The 20,528-nt window shown below is 74.4% G+C and carries 15 protein-coding genes and 1 pseudogene; 6 read left to right on the plus strand and 10 right to left on the minus strand.

All coding sequences use genetic code 11. The features are described from left to right. The first annotated feature begins 45 nt into the window (after positions 1 to 45). Positions 46 to 921 carry a (2Fe-2S)-binding protein gene (locus tag ACWGH0_RS05555; protein WP_453402834.1) on the plus strand — a complete coding sequence of 292 codons (876 nt, stop codon included), beginning with the start codon at positions 46 to 48 and terminating at the stop codon, positions 919 to 921. Positions 922 to 1,112: 191 nt separating this feature from the next. Further along, complete coding sequence (locus tag ACWGH0_RS05560) at positions 1,113 to 2,162, plus strand: DUF2637 domain-containing protein (protein WP_453402835.1); 1,050 nt, start codon at positions 1,113 to 1,115, stop codon at positions 2,160 to 2,162. 36 nt (positions 2,163 to 2,198) lie between these two features. Here ACWGH0_RS05560 and ACWGH0_RS05565 read toward each other — a convergent pair whose 3' ends face one another. From ACWGH0_RS05565 to ACWGH0_RS05580, 4 genes and pseudogenes are all read right to left on the minus strand, one after another. Next, positions 2,199 to 2,681 carry an ATP-binding protein gene (locus tag ACWGH0_RS05565; RefSeq protein WP_453402836.1) on the minus strand — a complete coding sequence of 161 codons (483 nt, stop codon included), beginning with the start codon at positions 2,679 to 2,681 and terminating at the stop codon, positions 2,199 to 2,201. Between the two features lie 223 nt (positions 2,682 to 2,904). Further along, positions 2,905 to 3,663: a hypothetical protein gene (locus tag ACWGH0_RS05570; RefSeq protein WP_453402837.1), complete on the minus strand. Its 759-nt coding sequence runs from the start codon at positions 3,661 to 3,663 to the stop codon at positions 2,905 to 2,907. 124 nt (positions 3,664 to 3,787) lie between these two features. After that, the gene (locus ACWGH0_RS05575) at positions 3,788 to 5,536 is read right to left on the minus strand and encodes a pyruvate dehydrogenase (RefSeq protein ID WP_453402838.1); all 1,749 of its coding nucleotides are present in this window, start codon (positions 5,534 to 5,536) and stop codon (positions 3,788 to 3,790) included. Between the two features lie 93 nt (positions 5,537 to 5,629). After that, positions 5,630 to 7,102, minus strand: a pseudogene (locus tag ACWGH0_RS05580) (protein phosphatase 2C domain-containing protein); the annotation flags it as partial. Between the two features lie 911 nt (positions 7,103 to 8,013). On the opposite strand from ACWGH0_RS05580, the gene ACWGH0_RS05585 reads away from it, so the two are divergent. The 3 genes from ACWGH0_RS05585 (at position 8,014) to ACWGH0_RS05595 (ending at position 9,995) form a co-directional block, all read left to right on the plus strand. Beyond that, the gene (locus ACWGH0_RS05585) at positions 8,014 to 8,997 is read left to right on the plus strand and encodes a helix-turn-helix domain-containing protein (RefSeq protein WP_453402839.1); all 984 of its coding nucleotides are present in this window, start codon (positions 8,014 to 8,016) and stop codon (positions 8,995 to 8,997) included. A gap of 76 nt (positions 8,998 to 9,073) precedes the next feature. After that, on the plus strand, positions 9,074 to 9,556 hold the full coding sequence (locus tag ACWGH0_RS05590) for a DUF456 domain-containing protein (protein ID WP_453402840.1): 483 nt from the start codon (positions 9,074 to 9,076) through the stop codon (positions 9,554 to 9,556). A 67-nt stretch (positions 9,557 to 9,623) separates the two neighbouring features. Further along, complete coding sequence (locus ACWGH0_RS05595) at positions 9,624 to 9,995, plus strand: PPOX class F420-dependent oxidoreductase (RefSeq protein WP_453402841.1); 372 nt, start codon at positions 9,624 to 9,626, stop codon at positions 9,993 to 9,995. Positions 9,996 to 10,003: 8 nt separating this feature from the next. On the opposite strand, the gene ACWGH0_RS05600 is transcribed toward ACWGH0_RS05595, so the two are convergent. The 6 genes from ACWGH0_RS05600 to ACWGH0_RS05625 all read right to left on the minus strand — a co-directional run bounded on the left by ACWGH0_RS05600 (position 10,004) and on the right by ACWGH0_RS05625 (position 19,508). Then, positions 10,004 to 11,350 (minus strand): DNA-3-methyladenine glycosylase 2 family protein, encoded by a 1,347-nt coding sequence (locus tag ACWGH0_RS05600; protein WP_453402868.1) that lies wholly within the window; start codon positions 11,348 to 11,350, stop codon positions 10,004 to 10,006. A 558-nt stretch (positions 11,351 to 11,908) separates the two neighbouring features. Continuing rightward, positions 11,909 to 13,039, minus strand: a complete 1,131-nt coding sequence (rsgA, locus tag ACWGH0_RS05605; protein ID WP_453402842.1) for a ribosome small subunit-dependent GTPase A — start codon at positions 13,037 to 13,039, stop codon at positions 11,909 to 11,911. A 60-nt stretch (positions 13,040 to 13,099) separates the two neighbouring features. After that, the gene (locus tag ACWGH0_RS05610; RefSeq protein ID WP_453402843.1) at positions 13,100 to 13,366 is read right to left on the minus strand and encodes a hypothetical protein; all 267 of its coding nucleotides are present in this window, start codon (positions 13,364 to 13,366) and stop codon (positions 13,100 to 13,102) included. Positions 13,367 to 13,437: 71 nt separating this feature from the next. Beyond that, positions 13,438 to 15,915 carry a SpoIIE family protein phosphatase gene (locus tag ACWGH0_RS05615; protein WP_453402844.1) on the minus strand — a complete coding sequence of 826 codons (2,478 nt, stop codon included), beginning with the start codon at positions 15,913 to 15,915 and terminating at the stop codon, positions 13,438 to 13,440. 179 nt (positions 15,916 to 16,094) lie between these two features. Beyond that, a complete protein-coding gene (locus ACWGH0_RS05620) occupies positions 16,095 to 16,817 on the minus strand; it encodes a class I SAM-dependent methyltransferase (RefSeq protein WP_453402845.1) in 723 nt (240 codons plus the stop codon). Positions 16,818 to 17,015: 198 nt separating this feature from the next. Continuing rightward, positions 17,016 to 19,508: an ATP-binding SpoIIE family protein phosphatase gene (locus ACWGH0_RS05625; protein WP_453402869.1), complete on the minus strand. Its 2,493-nt coding sequence runs from the start codon at positions 19,506 to 19,508 to the stop codon at positions 17,016 to 17,018. Between the two features lie 193 nt (positions 19,509 to 19,701). Between ACWGH0_RS05625 and ACWGH0_RS05630 the strand changes: the two genes are divergently transcribed. Continuing rightward, on the plus strand, positions 19,702 to 20,511 hold the full coding sequence (locus ACWGH0_RS05630; RefSeq protein ID WP_453402846.1) for an SDR family NAD(P)-dependent oxidoreductase: 810 nt from the start codon (positions 19,702 to 19,704) through the stop codon (positions 20,509 to 20,511). Positions 20,512 to 20,528 lie beyond the last annotated feature (17 nt).

Genomic DNA, 20,528 nt, shown 5'->3' on the forward strand with positions numbered 1-20,528 from the left:
AGGTAAGCCTTACCTGCAAACGATCGCGATTCGGTGGTCCCCTGCATGACCGTGCCCGCACTGTTCCCCGCCGTCGCCGCCTCTCCCGTCGCGGCCTCCTACGACCGCCTCACCGAGGTCTTCGCCGGACTGCGTGTGACCGAACTCGCGGACGGGGAGCAGGCGCCGCGCGGCGGCGGCTGGGTCGGGGCCGCGGAGCTCGCGGCCGGCGGCGCGGCCCTCGACGCCTTCCTGGCCTGGGACAACGCCCAGGTGCTGCGGGACTACGGTCAGCAGGCCAGGCCCGACGTCGTCGCCAGTTTCGGGCTCCACCGCTACGCCTGGCCCGCCTGCCTGCTGGTCACCGTGCCGTGGTTCCTGCACCGCCGGGTGCCGCGCGTGCCCGTGGAGGACGTCGCCTTCCAGCGGACGCTGGGGCGCATGACCGTACGGGTGCGGGAGTTCGCCTGCCTGCCGGGCGACCCCGCCGCCGCCCTGCCCGGCGCGCGCGTCGTACCGGACGCCGAGGCGCTGCGCGGCGAGGTGCGGGACGCCGTCGCCCAGCACCTCGGCCCCGTGCTCGACGGCTTCGGCCCGCGCATGCGGCGCGGCAAGCGGGCGCTGTGGGGCATGGCGACGGACGAGATCGTGGAAGGGCTCTGGTACATCGCGCACCTGCTCGGCGAGGAGCGGCGCGCGATGCGGGAGCTGGAGGAGCTGCTGCCGGGCACGACCAAGCCGTACGCCGGGACGGCCGGCTTCCGCGACCTGACCGGCCCGAACGGCGAGGCGCTGCCGACCCGCGACCGCGCGAGCTGCTGCCTCTTCTACACGCTGCGCCCCGAGGACACCTGCGTGACGTGCCCGCGCACGTGCGACGCCGAGCGTGTCCGGAAGCTGAGCGAGGAAGCCGCCGCCGCGTCCTCGGTCGCCGCCGTCTGACGGCACGCCACCCGATCGGGTGGCTTAAATCGAACTTAACAGCCTTGCACCGTACGGTGGTTCGACCAATTCGTACCTATTCGCGCGCCCTGGCACCCCCTTGGCGTTCTCTTGCACCGAAAGCCTCTTCGGGCCACTTGGCTTCCGCCAATATGGCGCCCGAACGCCTACCGCGATGCAAGGGACACCGCATGAGACTGACCGACATATCGCTGGACTGGCTGCTTCCGGGTGGCGTGATGCTCGCGGGGGTCCTGGCGGCGGTTGCGGTGCTCGCGCGCGGCAAGCGCGCCGGTGGCAAGGCCGCAGCCGACGACTCCTGGGAACGCACGGAGGAACGGCGCAGGCGGAAGGAAGCGATCTACGGGATCGCCTCGTACCTGCTGCTCTTCTGCTGCGCCGCCGTCGCCGCCGCACTCTCCTTCCACGGCCTGGTCGGCTTCGGCCGGCAGAACCTCAACCTCTCCGGCGGCTGGGAGTACCTCGTACCGTTCGGCCTCGACGGCGCCGCCATGTTCTGCTCGGTGCTCGCCGTGCGCGAGGCCAGCCACGGTGACGCGGCACTGGGTTCGCGCCTGCTGGTGTGGACGTTCGCCGGCGCGGCCGCCTGGTTCAACTGGGTCCACGCCCCCCGGGGTCTTGGACACGCCGGGGCCCCGCAGTTCTTCGCCGGGATGTCGCTCTCGGCCGCCGTGCTGTTCGACCGGGCGCTGAAGCAGACCCGCCGGGCGGCCCTGCGCGAGCAGGGCCTCGTGCCCCGGCCACTGCCGCAGATCCGGATCGTACGGTGGCTGAGGGCGCCCCGGGAGACCTTCGGCGCGTGGTCGCTGATGCTCCTCGAAGGCGTGCGCACGCTGGACGAGGCAGTCGAGGAAGTACGGGAGGACGTACGCGAGAAGGAGCAGAACCGTATCCGCCGACGGGACCACCAGAAGCTGGAACGCGCCCAGCTGAAGGCCATCAACCGGCAGCACCGGGCCTGGGGGCGCGGGCGCGGCGGCCGGCAGGTCGTCGAGGTGTCAGCACTGGCTCCGGGCTCCGCACCGCAGCAAGCGGTCGCGGAGCCCGCCATACCGGAACCCGGACAACTGCCGCTTCGACAAAGGCCCTCCCTTCAGGCCGTGAGAGGTTCTGAGACGGTGACGACCGTCGACCTCACCGCCGAGGACGACACGCAGGCGCTGCCACGGCTCGATTCGCTGGAACGCAAACTCAAGGATCTTGAGCAGCAGTTCGGCTGAGCGGCGTCCTCGTGAGAACGGCGGCGGATCGGGGGATCACCCCGGTCCGCCACCGTCCACGTCGAGTTCGAACCAGACCGACTTCCCTACGCCCTGCGCCTGCACACCCCACGCGTCCGCGAGCGCCTGCACCAGGACGAGGCCCCGGCCGTGCGTACCGTCGTCGGCGACCGGTAAGCGCAGTTGGGGATGGTCACGGGCGAAGTCCCGCACCTCGACCCGGAGCCGGGAGGCGGCGACGGTGGCCGTGATCTCGGCGTCGTGCTCCGTGTGGATCAGGGCATTGGTGACCAGCTCGGTGGTCAGGAGCTCGGCGACGTCTGTACAGGTCTGCGCCCCCCGGTGCCGCAGGAGTTCGCGCAGAGCGCGCCGTATCTCCGGGACCGCTGTGAGATCCGCGTGCCCGAGTCTGCGCCGCAGCTGAATGAGAGCCCCCTCGCCGTCCGTCCTCTCCTCCCCCGCCGTACCCACCGGCCCTCGCGCGGCGGCACCGCGTCCGCCCGCCTGTTGCCCTGTCATAACCCCCACCCGCACGCCGGATCGACCCTTCCTCTCGAACTGGTTCACGGGATGCATGCCCCGCACGCTCGACGGCACTCATGTTCAGCGGTCAATCAACGGATGTTGGGGGCATGTCCGGATCTGTGTGGATGCACGCCTCCGAGGGCCGTCGGCCGATCCGATGACCGACGGCTGCCGTGTTCGCCGTACCCGATGTCCCCCGGCCGGTGGTGCGCCCGTACTACCGGTCGCGGCGGGGCTCCAGGCCCAGTTCGTCGTCCAGGTCCAGCGCGTGCGCGAGGCCGACGTCCAGGTCGGCTCCTGCCTCGAACGTCGCGTCGACGGCCGTGCCCGCGGCGGAGCCGCCGAAGGCCGCCGTCCGCAGCCCGGCGTCGATCCGTTCCCCCGCCGACTTGTCGAGCACCAGCCGTCCGCCGATCGCGATGTTCGCCTCCTCGGGCGTCGCGCGCGGGAGGAGGCGGGTGGTGGTGCCGGTCAGCACGCCGAGGCGCGTTCCCGGCCGGCCCGTCCCCACCGTGGCCGTGACGACGCGCGTGTGGAGGTCGACGGCGAAGTCCCTGACGATGACGACCGCCCGGTCGCCCTTCGACAGCCGTACGCCGCCGTCGAGGAGGACCTTGCCGCTCGTCAGCCTGCCGCCCCCGTGCGCGAACCTGCTGCCCGCGCGGGTCCTGAGACCGACCGCGTCCTGCGCCGGCTGGACCGCGCCGCCGACGGGGGCGACGGCGACGCCCTGCCCGGCGGGTCCCGAAGCGGCGCCCAGGTCCAGCCTCAGCAGGCCCGCCCTGATCGGGGTGCCGGGCGCGGGGGCGCCCGCCTCGGCCGAGGGCGCCTTGTGGGCCGCCGGGCCGGGCGGGGAGCCCAGGACCGAGGTGAACGCGTCGGGGAGCACGGCGATCGCGGCGGGGGTGGCGATGACGACGGCGGCCGCCGCGGCGGCGGAGATACGGCCGCGGCGGAAGCGGCGGGGGAAAGACATGCGCGGGAACATGCGCGTCACAGGCCCTTTCGCTGGCTGAGGTGAATAGCAGTCGCTCCCCGTGAGACCTTCCGCGACACGCCGCCGCCGCCCCGCCCCGGCCCCTCGTTCCACTCGTACGGACCTACGGCCTCGGCACATTGCGCAGGTTCGAGCGGGCCATCTGGAGCATCCGCCCGACCCCGCCGTCCAGCACCATCTTGCTCGCCGACAGGGCGAAGCCGCTCACCATCTCGGCGCGGATCTTCGGAGGAATGGACAGGGCGTTCGGGTCGGTGACGACGTCCACGAGCGCCGGCCCCTTGTGCTTGAAGGCGTCCTTGAGGGCCCCCGCGAGCTGCTTGGGCTTCTCCACCCGCACGCCGTACGCCCCGCAGGCCCGCGCGACGGCCGCGAAGTCCGGGTTCTTGTTCGCCGTGCCGAACGACGGCAGGCCGTCGACCAGCATCTCCAGTTCCACCATGCCGAGTGAGGAGTTGTTGAAGACGACGACCTTCACCGGCAGGCCGTACTGCACCAGGGTGAGGAAGTCGCCCATCAGCATGCTGAAGCCGCCGTCGCCCGACATCGCGATCACCTGGCGGTCCGGGTCGGTGAACTGCGCCCCGATCGCCTGCGGCATGGCGTTGGCCATCGAGCCGTGGGTGAAGGATCCGATGATGCCGCGGCGCCCGTTGGGGGTGATGTAGCGCGCCGCCCAGACGTTGTTCATTCCCGTGTCGACCGTGAACAGCGCGTCGTCGTCGGCCAGTTCGTCGAGGACCGAGGCGACGTACTCGGGGTGGATCGGCACCCGCTTGTCGACCTTGCGGGTGTACGCCTTGACCACGCCCTCCAGCGCGTCGGCGTGCTTCTTCAGCATCCGGTCGAGGAACCTGCGGTCGGACTTGGCCCGCACGCGCGGCGTCAGGCAGGTCAGCGTCTCGCGCACGTCGCCCCAGACGGCGAGGTCCAGCTTGGACCGCCGGCCGAGGCGTTCGGGCCGCACGTCGACCTGGACGATCTTCACGTCGCCGCCGTTGGGCAGGAAGTCGTAGTACGGGAAGTCGGTGCCGAGCAGGATCAGCAGGTCGCACTCGTGGGTGGCCTCGTACGCCGCGCCGTAGCCGAGGAGCCCGCTCATGCCCACGTCGTACGGGTTGTCGTACTGGATCCACTGCTTGCCGCGCAGCGCGTGTCCGACGGGCGACTTCACGCGCTCGGCGAACCGCATGACCTGCGGGTGGGCGCCCGCCGTTCCACTGCCGCAGAACAGCGTGATCCGCTCGGCCTCGTCGACCATGCGGGTGAGTTTCTCCAGCTCCGCCTCCCCGGGGCGCACGACGGGGCGCGAGGTGACGAGCGCGTGTTCGCCGGCGCGCTCCGGCACCGGTTCGGACGCCACGTCACCGGGCAGGGCGACCACACTGACGCCGCTGCGGCCGACGGCGTTCTGGATCGCGGTCTGAAGCACGCGCGGCATCTGCCGGGGACTGGAGATCAGTTCGCAGTAGTGGCTGCATTCGCGGAACAGCCGGTCGGGGTGGGTCTCCTGGAAGTAGCCGAGACCGATCTCGCCCGACGGGATCTGCGAGGCGAGGGCGAGCACCGGGGCCATGGAGCGGTGCGCGTCGTACAGGCCGTTGATCAGGTGCAGGTTGCCCGGGCCGCAGGAGCCCGCGCAGGCGGTGAGCCGCCCGGTGACCTGGGCCTCGGCGCCGGCGGCGAAGGCCGCCACCTCCTCGTGCCTGACCTGGATCCAGTCGATGCCGGGGGTGCGGCGGACGGCGTCGACGACCGGGTTGAGGCTGTCGCCGACGACACCGTAGAGGCGTTGCACGCCCGCCTTCACGAGGATGTCGACGAACTGCTCCGCCACCTTCTGCTTGGCCATGGGGTGCGCGCGCCTTTCGGGAGACGGTCGGCCGGTCGCGCACGGTGCCGCGCGCCGTGCGGTGCCGCTTCCATCAACCCACGGGGTACGCCGTTACGCCTCCCAGACGGCCGCCGCCGTACGGTCGTCGGCGTACCCCTTCACCCGCAGGCCGGTGTCGGCGAGGAAGTCCGCGAGGCCGGGCGGTTCGGCGGTGGCCCACCGTTCGGCGAGTTCCTTGGCCAGGGCCGGCTCGCCGCGCAGGGGGTCGGCGAGGCCGCCGCTGCACAGCAGCAGGGTGTCACCCGGCCGGGCGACGGAGGCCCGGAAGCGGAAGGGCTCGCTCGGCGGCGGGGCGCTTTCCACGTACGGCGACGGGGGCGTCGTGATGCCCAGGTCCATGGTGAGGCGGTCGCCCTCGGGCGTCTCGGCGGGGACCGCGCCCGGGCCGTCGGAGGGCGGCGAGCCGAAACCCACGACGGGTGCGCCGATGACGGCGGCGGGCTCCGGGACGGCGGGTTCGATGTCCTGCCAGACGCCGCCGCGCAGCCGGAACAGGCCCCCGCCGCCGATGCCGAAGAAGACGCGGGTGCGGCACCGGGGGTCGGCGGGCAGGAGCAGGCAGCGCAGGCTCACCGTGTAGGCGCCCGGGTCGAGTCCGAGTTCGGACGCGCGGGCGCGCAGCTTGCCGTAGCCGCGGTCGGTCAGCCGGTGGAGGCCGGACTTGAGGTCGCCCCTGCGGCCCGCCCGTATGTCGTCGGCGAGGCGGGCGTGGCTGCGGCCCACGGCTTCGCCGATCCAGCGGCAGGCGTCGGCGCCGGCCAGGTGCGCGCTCTCGGCGGCGCGCGCCCCGCCGGCCACCGCGACCAGGACGAGGGCGTCCTCGCCGCGGCCGAAGCGGGCGGTGAGCAGGGAGTCGCGGCGGGGTTCTCCCCGGTAGCGCGCGGAGTCGCCGCGGACGGAGGCGGCGCGCAGGGTGAACGAGCCGTAGCGGGCGCCGTCGAGCACGGTGTCGGCCACGAGCGTGTCGAGTTCGTGCGGGTCGGCGGCGGGCAGGGCGGTGGGTTCGGCGTCGTAGGTGGGCGGCCGGTCACCTACGAACGCGACCCGGGCGGCCGGGCGCCGGGCGCCGCTCTCGGGCGCCGGCCCCGCGCCGCCGCGCGGGCCGGGTGCGGCGTCGCCGTCCGTTCTGCCCGTCGTCTCCGGCGACGGGTCGGCGTACGGGGAGGCCGGTGCGGGGGACGTGCGGGCGGCCGGGCTCCGGTCCGTCGGGCGTGCGGGCTGCGGCGGTACGGACGGGGTGGAGCGCGCGGCGCGCCAGGGGGCGCGGGGCAGTCTGGTCCGACGGCCCTCCGGCGGCGTGTCCGCCGACTCACTTGCGCTGGACGGTGGTTGGGACACTTCCGGCGCCTCCCAGGGGGCACGGCGGGGTGCGGCGACGGAGGGCGCGGGCCCGGGCGGCGCGGGCGGGACGGGCGGTGCCTGCGGCGCGGAGCCCGGCGGCGCCGGTCGCTGCGACTCCGAGGCGGCGCGCCCCGGCTCGGACGGCTCCTGGCGGTGCGGTGCGGGCGGGACCGGAGGTGAAGCGGGCGCCGGCTCGGACGGCTCCTGGCGCGGTGCGGGCGGGACCGGGGCTGAAGCGGGCGCCGACTCGGGCGGCTCCTGGCGGCGTGGTGCGGGCGGGACCGGAGGTGAAGCGGGCGCCGACGGGAGCCGGGGCCCGGCGAGGGGTTCCGTGACCGGCGGCGGGGGCGCTTCCGGCGGTGCGGGCGGTGGGGCGGGGCGCCGCGCCGCCGGACGGCGCGCAGGCTCCGGTGCCGAGGCGGCTCCTCTGGTCGCCCACCACGGCGGGGCGTCCGGGGGCGGCTGCTGTGCGTCCCGTGGCCCCGGCGGCGGGGGTGCGGCGTACTCCCCGCCCGCCGCGCCGGGGCCGGCCGACGTCTCGGAACGCCGCTCGCCAGGTGCCGGCGCGGGCGGAGGTGCCGGCGTGTCCGGTGCCGCGTCGGCGGGGGCGTACAGGGTGCCGTCGGCGCCTTCGGTGCCGTCGCCCCCCGGCGCGGGCCCCCCGTCCGGAACGGGATCGTCGTCGTACAGCCGGTCCCACCACTCGTCCTCGCCGGTGGTGCGCCTGTCCCCCTGCTGGCTCATGCCCCTATTGTCCACCTCAAGTGCCGTACGAAAACGGGGCATCGGGAAAAATAAGTCCGCCGGGCGACCCCGCCCCCGCGGCGGGAACGTCCGACGGGCGGTGGGCACGGACGCACCGCACCGAAGCGGTGCGCGAAATCGGGCGCATTCCCACGCTCTGCCGCATTCGACGCGAAAGCCGTGCCATCAGCGGCTGTTGGTGCTTTGGGGCACCCCCTTGGCAGAGTGGCCCGTGGTGCGGGGATGATGCGCACGGCGGGTTCACGCCGTGGCCGCTTCCCGCCAGGAGTCGGTGGGCAGAGTCGGGGCGCGGGCGCGGAACCGATGCGTCCGGGGAGGGGTGTGGAGGGGTGCTGGGAGCCATCGGCCTGGACGAGGCCCAGGAGTCGACGTACCGCGCGCTGGTCGCGCTCGGCGCGGCCGAGGTCCCCGATCTCGCGCACCGGCTGACGCTGCCGGAGGCCGACACGGAGCGCGCGCTGCGCCGCCTGGAGCGGCGGGGACTCGCGGCCAGGTCGTCGTCCCGTGCGGGTCGCTGGGTGGCCGCCCCGCCGGAGGTCGCGCTGGGCACGCTGCTGGTCCGGCAGCGGCGGGAGCTGGAGCAGGCGGAGCTGACGGCGGCCCGGCTGGCGCGGGAGTACCGGGCGGAAGCGGCCGAGCCCGCCGTGCACGACCTGGTGGAGGTGGTGACGGGGGCGAGCGCGGTGGCGCACCGCGACCTTCAGTTGCGGCGCGGCTCCACCAAGGAGGTGTGCGCGCTGGTCACCGGAGATCCGGTCGCGATCGGCGGCATGGACAGCGAGGCGCGGGAGGAATCGGCGGCACGCGGAGTGACGTACCGCGTGGTGCTCGAACGGGAAGTGCTCAGCACGCCCGACGGGCTCGTCGAGCTGGCGGCGGCGCTGGGGCGCGACGAGCAGGTGCGGGTGGCGGAGAAGGTCCCGACGAAGCTCGTGGTCGCGGACGGCGCCGTGGCGATGGTGCCGCTGACCGGCGGCGGCTCGGAACCCGCGGCGCTCGTGGTGCGCGCCGGCGGGCTGCTGGAGTCACTGACCGGCCTCTTCGAGGCGGTGTGGCGCGAGGCGCTCCCGCTGCGGCTGGTGGCGGAGGGGGCGGTGGCGGAGGAGGGACGGCCGTACCCGGACCCCACGGATCTCCAGGTGCTGTCCCTGCTGCTGGCCGGAATGACGGACGCGAGCGTGGCGAAGCAGCTCGAACTGGGCCTGCGAACGGTGCAGCGGCGGGTCAGGGGGCTGATGGAACTGGCCGGCGTGACGACCCGGCTCCAGCTCGGCTGGCACGCGTACGAACGGGGCTGGGTGGCGAGGCGCTGACCCGGGACCACGGCCCCCTGCCGGGGACGGCGGGGCCCGACCTGCGGTGACGGCGTGCGTCGCGCACCCTGGACAGATGGGCGTGTGGCAGCTCCTTCTGGTCGGCCTCGTCATGCTGCTCGGCCTGCTCGGCGTACTCGTGCCGGGCGTACCGGGGCAGGCGATCGTCTGGGCGGCCGTGCTGTGGTGGGCGCTGGAGGACAAGACGGTGCTCGCCTGGGGCGTGCTGATCGGCGCGACCGGCCTCCTGCTGCTCAACCAGGCGCTCAAACCGCTGCTGCCGGCCCGCCGCCCCCAGGAGTCCGGTGCTCCGCCGCGGACGCTGATGGCGGGCGGGATCGCCGGGATCGCGGGGTTCTTCCTCCTGCCGGTGCTGGGCGGGATCGCGGGGTTCGTCGGGGGCATCTACGCCGTGGAGCGGGCGCGGCTGGGCAGCCACGGCGGCGGCTGGGCCTCGACCCGCACGGTCATGCGCGCCATCGGCTACCCGGTGCTCGTGGAACTGTTCGCCTGCCTGCTGGTGGTCGGCACGTGGACCGGCGTGCAGCTCTGGGGCTGACCTCCGCCACAAGTACTGGGCCCGCGGACCGATGTGCGGGGCGGGTCGCGCGTGTGAGGGTGGCGGCATGACCGCATTCAGCGATGCCGAACGCGCGTACCTCAGGACGCAGCGCCTGGGCAGGATGGCGACCGTCGACCCCGAGGGCCGGCCGCAGGCGAACCCGGTCGGATTCTTCCCGCAGGACGACGGGACGATCCTGATCGGCGGGCACGCCCTCGGAACGACGAAGAAGTGGCGGAACCTGCTGGCGAACCCGAAGGTCGCCCTCGTGGTCGACGACATCGTCAGCCTGAGTCCGTGGGCCGTGCGCGGAGTGGACATCCGGGGCGAGGCCGAGCTGCTGACCGGGCCGCACGAGCTGGGACCGCACTTCAGCGAGGAGCTGATCCGGATCCACCCGCGGAAGATCCACAGCTGGGGCCTGGACGCGGACTGACCGGTCGCTCACGCCGCCCGGAGATGGCGGACGGCGTACGAGCGCCACGGCCGCCACCGGCCCGCGTTCCCGGCCCCCGCGACACCGTCCGGCGCGACGTCCGGGTCGCCCAGGGACCGCATGCGGATCAGGCCCGCGGTCCTCGGGGTGATGCCCGGCAGCGCGCGCAGGGCCCGTTCGGCCTCGTCGCGGTCCGCGCCGGGGCCGAGGCGTACGACACCGTCGGCGAGGGCCGCTGCCAGCGCCCGCAGGGCCGGGTCGTCGGCCCCGGTGAGGGCGCCCGGCTCGGGGAACACGTGCGTCAGCCCGCCGCACGGCTGGTCGAGCGGCTTCCCGTACGCCTCGACGAGTCCGGCCGCCGCCTGTGCGCCCACCAGTGCCCGTACGGCGTACTCGTCGGGGTCGGCGGCGCCGGGCGAGCGCAGCCCCGGCCGGGCCGCGACCAGCGGCGCCAGCACCGGGTCGGCGGCGAGACGCTCGTCGACGGCGTACGGGTCGGCGTCCAGGTCGAAGAGCCGGCGCAGCCGCTGGACGGCGGTGGTCAGGTCGCGCAGGTCGGTGAGGTGCACGCGCGCGTCGAGCCAGCCGGGGTGCGGGGTCTCGTCCACGGCGGCGATGCCGGTTCCGTACGGCAGGCGCAGGGTGCGCCGGTACGTACGGCCGCCCGGCTCGCCGGACACCTCCTCGACGCCCGGCACGGCCTCGCCCGCGAGCAGGTCGAAAACCTCGGCGGCGGCGTACGCCCCGCGGTGGGCGAGTCGCAGCGGGATCCCGGCGGCGGCGCGGGCGCCGGTCCTGGTCCCCGACTCGGCGCGCAGTCGGCTGGGGGTGCAGGCGTAGATCCGGCGGACGGTGTCGTTGAACTGCCGCACGCTCGCGAAGCCGGACGCGAAGGCGATCTCGGTGACGGGCAGCCCGGTGGTCTGGAGCAGCACACGGGCGGTGTGGGCGCGCTGCGCGCGGGCCAGGGCGACGGGTCCGGCCCCGAGCTCGGCGGTGAGCTGGCGCTGCACCTGCCGGGTGCTGTAACCGAGCCGCTCGGCCAGGCCCGGCACGCCCTCGCGGTCGACGATGCCGTCGCCGATCATGCGCATCGCGCGGCCGACGACGTCGGCGCGCGCGTTCCAGTCGGCGGATCCGGGTACGGCGTCGGGGCGGCAGCGGCGGCAGGCCCGGAAGCCGTTGCTCTGGGCGGCGGCCGCGCTGGGGTGGAAGCGCACGTTCTCGCGCTTGGGGGTGACGGCGGGGCAGCTCGGCCGGCAGTAGATGCCGGTGGTCACCACACCGAAGAAGAACTCCCCGTCGAAGCGCGCGTCACGGCTGGCCACGGCCTCGTACTTGCTGTCCTCGTCCATCACACGGCCCAGTGTGCACCGCCCCCCACCACGAAACCGGCGGCATTCGGACACGAAGACCCCAGCTGCGAACCACCCTCCCACCAGTACCGGACGCGCGGGCCACGCAGCCCCCGGCCAAGCCCTCCACGACGCCCAAGGGAAATGCGGGACCACGCCCTCCACCGCACCGACCCCACGGCTCCCCAGCCCTCCAAGACGCCCGGGGAGGGGACGTGCGGGGGCGCTCCCCACGATGCCCGAGGAGACGCCCCGGCACGGCACCGACCCCGGGGCCCCGCACGCCTCCAGGGACACGTAGACCCGGCCAAGCCCTCCGCGGTGCCCGAGGGGACGTGTCGGGGCGCTCCCCGCAGGGTGTCGAACGCAACCACCCCGAAGACCACACCACCCCGCACGTTCGGCACCCGAGGAGACGCCCCGGCACGGCACCGACCCCAAAGCCCCCGCCATGGCAAGCCACCACCCCGCAGCACCCCAATAAACCGCAGCGCACCAGGGCCGGGGCACGGCAAGCCGCACCCCCGCAGCAGACGGGAGCACAGCAGCAGGCCGCACCTAGCGGCGCCGGCCTCCGCCCCCGCGCTTGGCCTCCATGCTGGCCCGGCCCTGCGCCGTCTTCAGCCGCCACTCGCGCCCGATCTCCGCACGCAGCCGCGCGTCGGTCTTGGCGACGATGCGCCGGTTCTCCCGCAGCAGCTTGCGGTAGCTCTCCAGCCGGCGCTCCGGCAAAGAGCCCTCCTCCAGCGCGGCCAGCACGGCGCAGCCCGGCTCCGACTCGTGGGCGCAGTCGTGGAACCGGCACTGTGCGGCCAGCTCCTCGATCTCGGAGAAGACCTGCCCGACACCCGCCTCGGCGTCCCACAGCCCGACGCCCCGCAGCCCCGGCGTGTCGATGAGGACGCCCCCGCCGGGCAGGGCGAGGAGGTTGCGCGTGGTGGTGGTGTGCCGGCCCTTGCCGTCGACGTCACGGATGGCTTGCACCTCCATGACGTCGACGCCGAGCAGCGCGTTGGCCAGCGTCGACTTCCCCGCACCGGACACCCCCAGGAGCACGCTCGTCCCACCGGACACGACCGCGGTGAGTACGTCGACGCCGTCGCCCGTCGCGGAGCTGACGGGCAGCACCTGGACGCCGGGCGCGGTGGTCTCGACGTCGTCGACGAGGTAGGAGAGCCCGGTGGCGTCCGGCACGAGGTCGGACTTGGTGAGGACGACCAGCGGCTGGGCGCCCGACTCCCAGGCCAGCGCCAGGAAGCGCTCGATCCGCCCGAGGTCCAGCTCGACGGCGAGCGAGACCGCGATGATCGCGTGGTCGACGTTGGCCGCGAGGATCTGCCCCTCGGACCGGGTGGAGGAGGTGGAGCGTACGAAGGCGGTACGGCGCGGCAGGTACGCCCGTACGAACTGCGGGTCGCCGGCGGGGTCGACGGCGGCCCAGTCACCGGTGCAGACGACCCGCAGCGGATCGTGCGGCGTCACATAGGTGGTGTCGGCGCGTACGACACCGTCGGCGGTGTGCACGTCGCACTGCCCGCGGTCGACCCGTACGACACGGCCGGGCAGCAGCCCCTGAGCGGCGTACGGGGCGAACTCGGCTTCCCAGGCCGCGTCCCAGCCATAGGGAGCGAGAGCGTGCCGGGCATCAGAAGTGGTGGAAGAAGACGTGTGGAGCGAAGCGTGGGACAAGGGAAACCCTTCGAAGGGCGGCCCCGGCGGCGCGCTGTGCGCGCGGAAGTCGAGTGAGTGTCAGCCGGAGGCCACAGGGGTGGAAACGATGATGAACTCCTGAATGCGGGCAGCGCCCGTCACCGTGACAGTCATCAATGTCCTCACCTCCTGCTTCTTCTTCGACGTACCAACACGAACCAACACGTCCACGCGGAGGCGGCGCAGGGCCGCGTCCCGGAACGGACAGAACCATAACCCCGCGCCGGAACACGGCGCCACTGATTTACGGGAGCGGAACCGCGACGCCCAACCCGCCGCACACAGCGCCCAGTTGGAATGCGCCACAGCGAGCCCCGCGGCCCGGCGTACCGGACGCACGGCGCACAGCGCAGGCCGCACGGCGCACGGGCGCGTACTCAGCCGGCCCCGTCTCCAGGGAAGGACTGCTCGGTCCAGATGGTCTTGCCGGACCGGGTGTAGCGCGTGCCCCACCGCTGGACGAGCTGCGCGACGATGAACAGGCCCCGGCCGCCCTCGTCGTCCTCGCGGCTGTGGCGCAGGTGCGGTGAGGTGTGGCCGGTGTCCGCGACCTCGCACAGCAGGGTCCGGTCGCGGATGAGGCGCAGGTGCAGCGGCCCGGCGGCGTACCGCACCGCGTTGGTGACCAGCTCGCTGACGACCAGTTCTGTCGAGAAGGACAGCTCGTCGAGCCCCCAGTCCCGCAGCTGACGTATGGCGAGCTCGCGGGCGCGGCCCGGTGCCACGGGTTCGGCGGGCAGTTCCCACTCGGCGACCCGCTCGGCGCCGAGTTCCCGGGTGCGGACGAGGAGCAGGGCGGTGTCGTCGGCCGTCGTGCCGTCCGGCAGGAGCTGGGCGACCGCGCGGTCGCAGAGTTCCTCCAGGGAGGCGTGTCGGTCGGCGAGGATCCGCCCCAGGGTGTCGAGCCCGTGGTCGATGTCACGGTCGCGCGCTTCGACGAGGCCGTCGGTGAAGAGGGCCAGCAGGCTGCCCACCGGGAGTTCGATCTCCATGGACTCGAACGGCAGGCCGCCGAGCCCCAGGGGCGGCCCCGCCGGAAGGTCCGGAAAGGTCAGCAGGCCGTCCGGGTGGACGACCGCGGGCGGCAGGTGCCCGGCGCGGGCCATGACGCACCGGCGTGTGACCGGGTCGTAGACGGCGTACAGGCAGGTCGCCCCGGTGGTCACGTCGTCGAAGGCGCCGTCGAGCGTGCCGGGTTCGCCCCACTGTTCCTCGGCCGACTGGCCCACCAGGTCGTCGAGCCGGGTCAGCAGCTCGTCGGGGGCCATGTCCATCTGGGCGAACGCGCGGACGGTCGTGCGCAGCCGTCCCATGGTGGCGGCCGCCTGGAGACCGTGCCCGACGACGTCGCCGACCACCAGCCCGACCCGGGTGCCCGACAGCGGGATGACGTCGAACCAGTCGCCGCCGACCCCGGAGAGGTCGTCCGTGGGCAGGTAGCGGTACGCCAGGTCGACCGCCGACTGCCGAGGTACGTGCTGGGGCAGCAGCTGGCGCTGGAGGGCGAGGGCGGCGGTGCGTTCACGGGCGTAGCGGCGGGCGTTGTCCAGGGATACGGCCGTACGGGCGACCAGTTCGTCGGCGAGCGCGATCTCGTCGGCGTCGAAGACGGCCGCCCCGGGGTCGCGGACGAAGGTGACGAGCCCGAGGGTGCTGTTCCCGGCCCGCAGCGGCACGACGAGGGTGGTGTCGTCGAGCACACGCCCGCCCGAGGCGAGGCTGCGCCGCTGCGGGGAGCCCGGCGGGTAGGCGATCGCGGGAGGGGACCCCGGTCCCGGCGACTGCCCGCCGTCGGGGGAGCCGTGGTCGGAGCCGTGGTCGGAGCCGTAGTCGGAGCCGACCGTGGCGCCGGGCGGCCCGGCGGCCGCCCCGGCCGACCGGTGGGCGGCCCGTACGAGAGCCGTCGCCGCCGGGCCGCCGGTGGGCGTGTCGCCCTCCAGGACCGCCGTCGCGAGGTCGACCGTGACGGCGGAGGCGAACTCCGGGACCGCCACCTCGGTGATCTTCTCGGCGGTGACGAACACGTCGAGGGCGGCGCCGATGCCGCGCCCGGCCTCGACGAGCAGGGCCAGCCGACGCTGGGCCCGGTAGCGGTCGGTGATGTCGAAGGCGTCCTCGCACACCCCGAAGACGTGTCCGTCGGCGTCCTGGAGGCGGTAGTACGAGCAGGACCACAGGTGGTCCGTCCCCGGGTCGCTGGGGGGCCGGCCCAGGAAGTGCAGGTCGAGGACGGGTTCGCCGGTGTCCAGGACGTGCCGCATGACGGCGTCGAGCGTGCGCGGGTACCCGTGGGTCACGAAGCGGCCCTCGGAGTACAGCTCGTCGGCCCGCCGGCCGCTGAACTCGGCGAACGGCCGCCCGATCTCCCGTTCGTACGCCGTGTTGCACCAGGTCAGGCGCAGATCGCTGTCGTAGATGGCCAGGCCGACGGGTGACTGGGTGGCGAGCCCGTGCAGCAGGGCGAGCCGGGACTCCCACACCCGCAGGTCCTTGAGCCCGGTCGCCGCGACGACGCGCTCGGCCGGGCCTGGCCCCGAAAGGTGGCACACCGCCGTCGCGACCAGCAGCTCGTGCCCGTCCCGGTGCCGGGCGACGCGGATCTCGTTGCCCCGGAAGGGCGCGACCAGCGGTGACGCGGGCTCCTCCGGGGGAGGGGGCGCGGCGCACCAGCGCGGTGGCAGGACGACGTCGAGGGGGCGCCCCACGATCTCGTCCGGGCGGTAGCCGAGGAGTTCCTCGGCCGCGGCACTCCATCCGATGACCGTGTCCCGGGCGTCGACGACCGCCGTGGCCGCCCTTGTGACGTCGAGGGGACCACGGAAATCGGCACGCTGCGCCGCGTTCCACGCACTCATGGCGCCACACCAGCCCGGTTCATCCCCTACAGAATCCGCCGGGCCGGGTGCGGGCACAACCTCGGTGCGGCCGTTCCGCGCGTGCCGGAGGCCCGCGGGACAGGGGCGTACACCCGTACGGGTGCGGGTCGCTCGGCGTGCGGCTGTGCGGAGCGCGCCGCGGAGCGTACGCCGCTCCCTCAGCCCGTACGGCCGACGACCAGCCACTGCGCGGGCAGCTCTATACGGGTGCCGTCCGCCCGGAACTCCGTCTGCGCGAGCGTCGTACGGCCGGCCGCCAGGACGGTGAGACCGCACGCGCGCAGCAGGTCCGGCACCTCCGTGTCCGCGGACTCGGCCGGTTTGAGGCCGTGCGCGAAGACCCGTGCCAGCTTCGGGGGCGGTCCGCCCGGCTGCCGCATCAGCTCCGCCAGTACGTTCTTCGCGCCGGCGGTCAGTTCCGCCACGAAGGCGCGCCCGCGCTCCCCCAGCAGCTCCGCGACCGCCGCCGCGACCAGGGGCCGGTCGGACGGGTCGCTCTGGTGCATGACGGCGCGCAGGTAGACGTTGCTGTCACCGAGCTGCTCGTGCAGGCGCCGCACGGCCCCGGTGTCGGTCACGTCCATCTGCCGGAAGTCGACCGTCCGTCCGGTGTCCGCCCCGCGCGCGCGGGCTATCCCCGCGTGGGAGAGGTCGAGGCCCACCGCGAGGGGGAAGTGCCGCGCCAGGTGACGGGTCTGCGTGCCGTTCCCGCATCCGACGTCGACGACGGGCCGCGACGGGTCGGCGTACGGCGCGAACAGCTCCAGGTGGGGCGCGGCGGCCAGCGACGGGTCGCTGTCCCAGATCGCCGCGCCGGGGGTGCTCGGGGTGTCGCCCCAGTAGCTTTCCCATGCGTGCACGTAACGGCCGGTCGGAGTCATCAGTGGGCCCCCGGGTGCGGACGAGGTCGACGGAACGCGAAGGACGGCGGAACGCGAAGACGCGGACACGGGGACCGCCGGACGCGCGGGCGGCCGGACGGCATCGTGCTGACATCGCGGCGCCGCCCCCCTCGCCGTGCGGACCCCGCCCGTGGTTCCTACCCCGCCGCCCCCCTCCGGGACACCCCGGGCCGGGGGTCAGCCGTTTCGCGCACCCCGGCGTGCCCCCGACGGCAGTGCCTGTTCGAACCAGACGACCTTGCCCGGCCCCGAGTGGCTGGCCCCCCACCGGTGCGCGAGCCGGCTCACCAGCCGCAGCCCGCGCCCGGACTCCTCGTCCGGCGCCGCGTCGCGCATCGCGGGCAGCGTGTGGTTCGCGTCCGCCACCTCGCACAGCAGCGTGTCCGCGCGCACCAGCCGCAGTTCCACCGGCCGCCCGCCCGCGTGCCGTACCGCGTTGGTGACGACCTCGCTGACCAGCAGCCGTGTGGTGTCGGCCAGTTCGGGCAGCCCCCAGCGCGCCAGCTGGCCGTCCACCAGCCGCCGGGCCCGGCCCACGTCGGCGGCCGTGGGATCCAGGCGCCAGGCCGTCGCGTCCTCCGCCGGCATCCCGTTCAGCCGGGCCACCAGCAGGGCGATGTCGTCGGCGCGCCCGCCGGACCGCTCGGCCGTCGGCCCGGTCAGCGCCCCGACGATGGCGTCGCACGCCTCGTCGACGGAGGCCGCCGGGCGCGCCGCCGCCTCGCACAGCGCCGCCAGGCCGGTCCCGATGTCCTGCCCGCGCACTTCGACCAGTCCGTCCGTGCACAGCACCAGCCGGTCGCCCGGCGACACCGGGACCCGGGCGGTGGCGAACGGCACTCCGCCGAGGCCGATCAGCGCGCCGCCCGGCACGTCGATCAGCTCGGCCCGCCCGGTCGCGGCCCGTACGAGTACGGGCGGCAGGTGTCCGGCGCTGGAGATCAGCAGCTCGCCGGCGACCGGGTCGTAGACCGCGTACAGGCAGGTGGCGAGGTAGTGGTCGCCGAAGCGGTGCGCCAGATCGTCGAGGTCGCGCAGCAGTTGGGCCGGGGGGATGTCCAGCGCGGCCATCGTGTGCACCGCCGTGCGGAGCTGTCCCATCCTGGCCGCCGCCTCCAGTCCGTGCCCGACCACGTCGCCCACGACCAGGGCCGTACGGGAGCCGGGCAGCCGGACGGTGTCGAACCAGTCGCCGCCGACGCGGTCCAGAGCGGTGCCCGGCAGGTAGCGGGTGGCGATGTCGCAGCCCGCCGTGCGGGGTTCGACCTGGGGCAGCATGCTCTCCTGGAGCGTCTCCGCCACCTGCTGCTGGCGCGCGTACATCCGGGCGTTGTCCAGGACGAGTCCGGCGCGGGCGGCGAGTTCCGCGCCGGTTCTCCGGTCCATGTCGGTGAACGGTTCGCGTCCCGGGCGGCGCATGAGCACCATGAACCCCAGTACGGCCGTGCGCGCGGTGAGCGGGACGACCAGCAGGGACCGTCCGCCGATCAGAGGACGCAGGTCGCGCTCATCGAACCGGCCGGCGATGCGCTCGCTCAGCTCGCCGCCGATGTGCGGGACGAGCACGGGTTCGCCGGTGACCATGCACTGGAAGAACGGGGTCTGCTCCGGGAAGGTCAGCTCCTCGCCGACGGGGACGGTGTCGTCCCAGCGGCCCGGCTCGTCGTTGTGCTCCACCCAGACCCGGCGCCACGCGGTGGTTCCGTCGGGCGGGCCGTCGTGGAAGCCCTCGCCGGAGAGCACCTGGGACCGCAGGTGGGTGCCCGCGAAGTCCGCGAAGCGGGGGACGGCGGCGCTGGTGACCTCGCGGATCGTACGGGCCAGGTCGAGCGAGGTGCCGATGCCGGCGCTCACTTCGTTGAGGAACTCCAGCCGCTCGCGGACGGCGGCGTGTTCGAGTTCCTGGACCCGGTCGTGGGCCGCGTCCTGGCCGTGGTCCTTGCCGGCGTCCCGGTCCCGGACCGGTGCCACGGCCCTGCCGTGGCCCTCGTCGCCTGCCGGGGTGCCGGGCGTGCGGTGGCGGGGATGTTTCGGCACGCCCCAGTCCGGTGTGACCGGGAAGCGCTCGCAGGTGCTCATCTCCAGGACCGGATAGCCCAGTTCGAGCATCTGCGCCACGATGCGGCTCGCGGTGGCCGGGCCCATGTGGGGCAGGATGTCCGGCAGCCGTTCGGCGAGGCGGCCCGCCTCGGGGAACTCCGTGTGCAGCGCGAAACCGGGTGCGACCCGCCGGTACGGGTCCCCTTCCCCGCCCAGCCGCGAGGCGTCGGCGGCGAGCACCAGCAGCCGCTCGGGCCCCGGCACGGCCAGCGGGTACGCCCACCACAACACGTCCAGCGAACCGCTCTCGCCCGGCGGGTACGGCCCGTCGCCCGACCGGGGGCACTTGGCGCGCCCGGACGTGAGGTGGCCCGTGAATCCGTCGCCGGGCCGCCCGTCGGGGGCGAGGGCGTCGGGGGCGAGCGCGTCGTACTCGTACGGCGTGCCGAGGGCGCCCGACACGGGCAGCAGGTCCGCGGCCGGGGCGCCCACGGCGTCCTCCCTGCGGTGGCCGAACAGCCGCTGCGCGCCGGAGCTCCAGTGCGAGACGAGGCCGTCGCCGCCCACCACGACGACGGCGAGCGGAACCCGGCCGGGCACGGCGCGCTGCCGTGGAACCAGAGCTTCCATGGGGTTGCGTTCCCTCCCGGCGGCAAGATCCTCCGACATCGCCCTCACCGTACGGGCGAGTAGCGGCCGGTGCGGTGCGTACGGCGGGAAATGCCTCCATCGGGTTGCGCGGCGGGCCGCGAGCGGCCGGCGGAGGGCGCCTCCCTATGATCACGGAGAGGGTTGACGACCACGACGGAGGGTGCGAACAGCCATGACGGAGCAGCGAGTTGTCATCGTCACGGGCGGCGGGACGGGCATCGGCGCGGCCACGGCCCGGCTGCTGCGCGGGGCCGGACACCAGGTGGTCGTGTCGGGGCGCAGGCCCGAACCGCTGCGCCGCGTCGCCGAGGAGACGGGGGCGCTCGCGCATCCGTCGGACGCCGCCGATCCCGACGCCGTACGCGGCCTGGTGGACGCGGCCGTGGCCGCCTACGGGCGGGTGGACGGGCTGGTGCTCAACGCCGGGATCGGGCGGCCCGGAGCCGTGGGCGACCTGACGGCGGAGGACTGGGAGGCCGTCCTGCGGACGAATCTGCACGGCCCCTTCCTCCTGCTGCGCGCCGCGCTGCCGCACCTGCTGGAGACGCGCGGCGCGGTGGTCGCGGTCGCCTCCGTCTCGGCGCTGCGCAACGGGGTGGGCAACGCCGCGTACGCCACGTCGAAGGCGGCCCTGCTCCAGCTCTGCCGTTCCCTCGCCGTCGACTACGGGCGGTACGGGCTGCGCGCCAACACCGTCTGCCCGAGCTGGGTCCGTACCGGGATGGCGGACCGGCGCATGGCGCGGTTCGCCGAGGAGGCGGGGCTGGACGGCGTCGAGGCGGCGTACGAGGAGGCGACCCGGCTGCTTCCGGGGCGGCGGCCCGGCGAGGCGCGCGAGGTCGCCGAGGCGATCGCCTGGCTGCTGTCGCCCGCCGCCTCCTACGTCAACGGGGCGGTGCTCACGGTCGACGGCGGGGTGACGGCGCTGGACCCGGGGACGGCGGCCTTCGACTTCCGCGTCGAGCCGCGCGAGCGGGGCTGAGCACCGGCCCCGCGCCG

The organism is Streptomyces sp. NPDC054887, from assembly GCF_053610585.1.

Excerpts from the sequence above, each read along its gene's own strand:
- ACWGH0_RS05590 (WP_453402840.1), top strand. The coding sequence starts at position 9,074 with ATGGGCGTGTGGCAGCTCCTTCTGGTCGGCCTCGTCATGCTGCTCGGC.
- ACWGH0_RS05565 (WP_453402836.1), bottom strand. The coding sequence starts at position 2,681 with ATGACAGGGCAACAGGCGGGCGGACGCGGTGCCGCCGCGCGAGGGCCG.
- ACWGH0_RS05600 (WP_453402868.1), bottom strand. The coding sequence starts at position 11,350 with ATGGACGAGGACAGCAAGTACGAGGCCGTGGCCAGCCGTGACGCGCGC.
- ACWGH0_RS05555 (WP_453402834.1), top strand. The coding sequence starts at position 46 with ATGACCGTGCCCGCACTGTTCCCCGCCGTCGCCGCCTCTCCCGTCGCG.
- ACWGH0_RS05560 (WP_453402835.1), top strand. The coding sequence starts at position 1,113 with ATGAGACTGACCGACATATCGCTGGACTGGCTGCTTCCGGGTGGCGTG.
- ACWGH0_RS05625 (WP_453402869.1), bottom strand. The coding sequence starts at position 19,508 with ATGGAAGCTCTGGTTCCACGGCAGCGCGCCGTGCCCGGCCGGGTTCCG.
- ACWGH0_RS05630 (WP_453402846.1), top strand. The coding sequence starts at position 19,702 with ATGACGGAGCAGCGAGTTGTCATCGTCACGGGCGGCGGGACGGGCATC.
- ACWGH0_RS05615 (WP_453402844.1), bottom strand. The coding sequence starts at position 15,915 with ATGAGTGCGTGGAACGCGGCGCAGCGTGCCGATTTCCGTGGTCCCCTC.
- ACWGH0_RS05570 (WP_453402837.1), bottom strand. The coding sequence starts at position 3,663 with ATGTCTTTCCCCCGCCGCTTCCGCCGCGGCCGTATCTCCGCCGCCGCG.
- ACWGH0_RS05620 (WP_453402845.1), bottom strand. The coding sequence starts at position 16,817 with ATGACTCCGACCGGCCGTTACGTGCACGCATGGGAAAGCTACTGGGGC.
- ACWGH0_RS05575 (WP_453402838.1), bottom strand. The coding sequence starts at position 5,536 with ATGGCCAAGCAGAAGGTGGCGGAGCAGTTCGTCGACATCCTCGTGAAG.
- ACWGH0_RS05595 (WP_453402841.1), top strand. The coding sequence starts at position 9,624 with ATGACCGCATTCAGCGATGCCGAACGCGCGTACCTCAGGACGCAGCGC.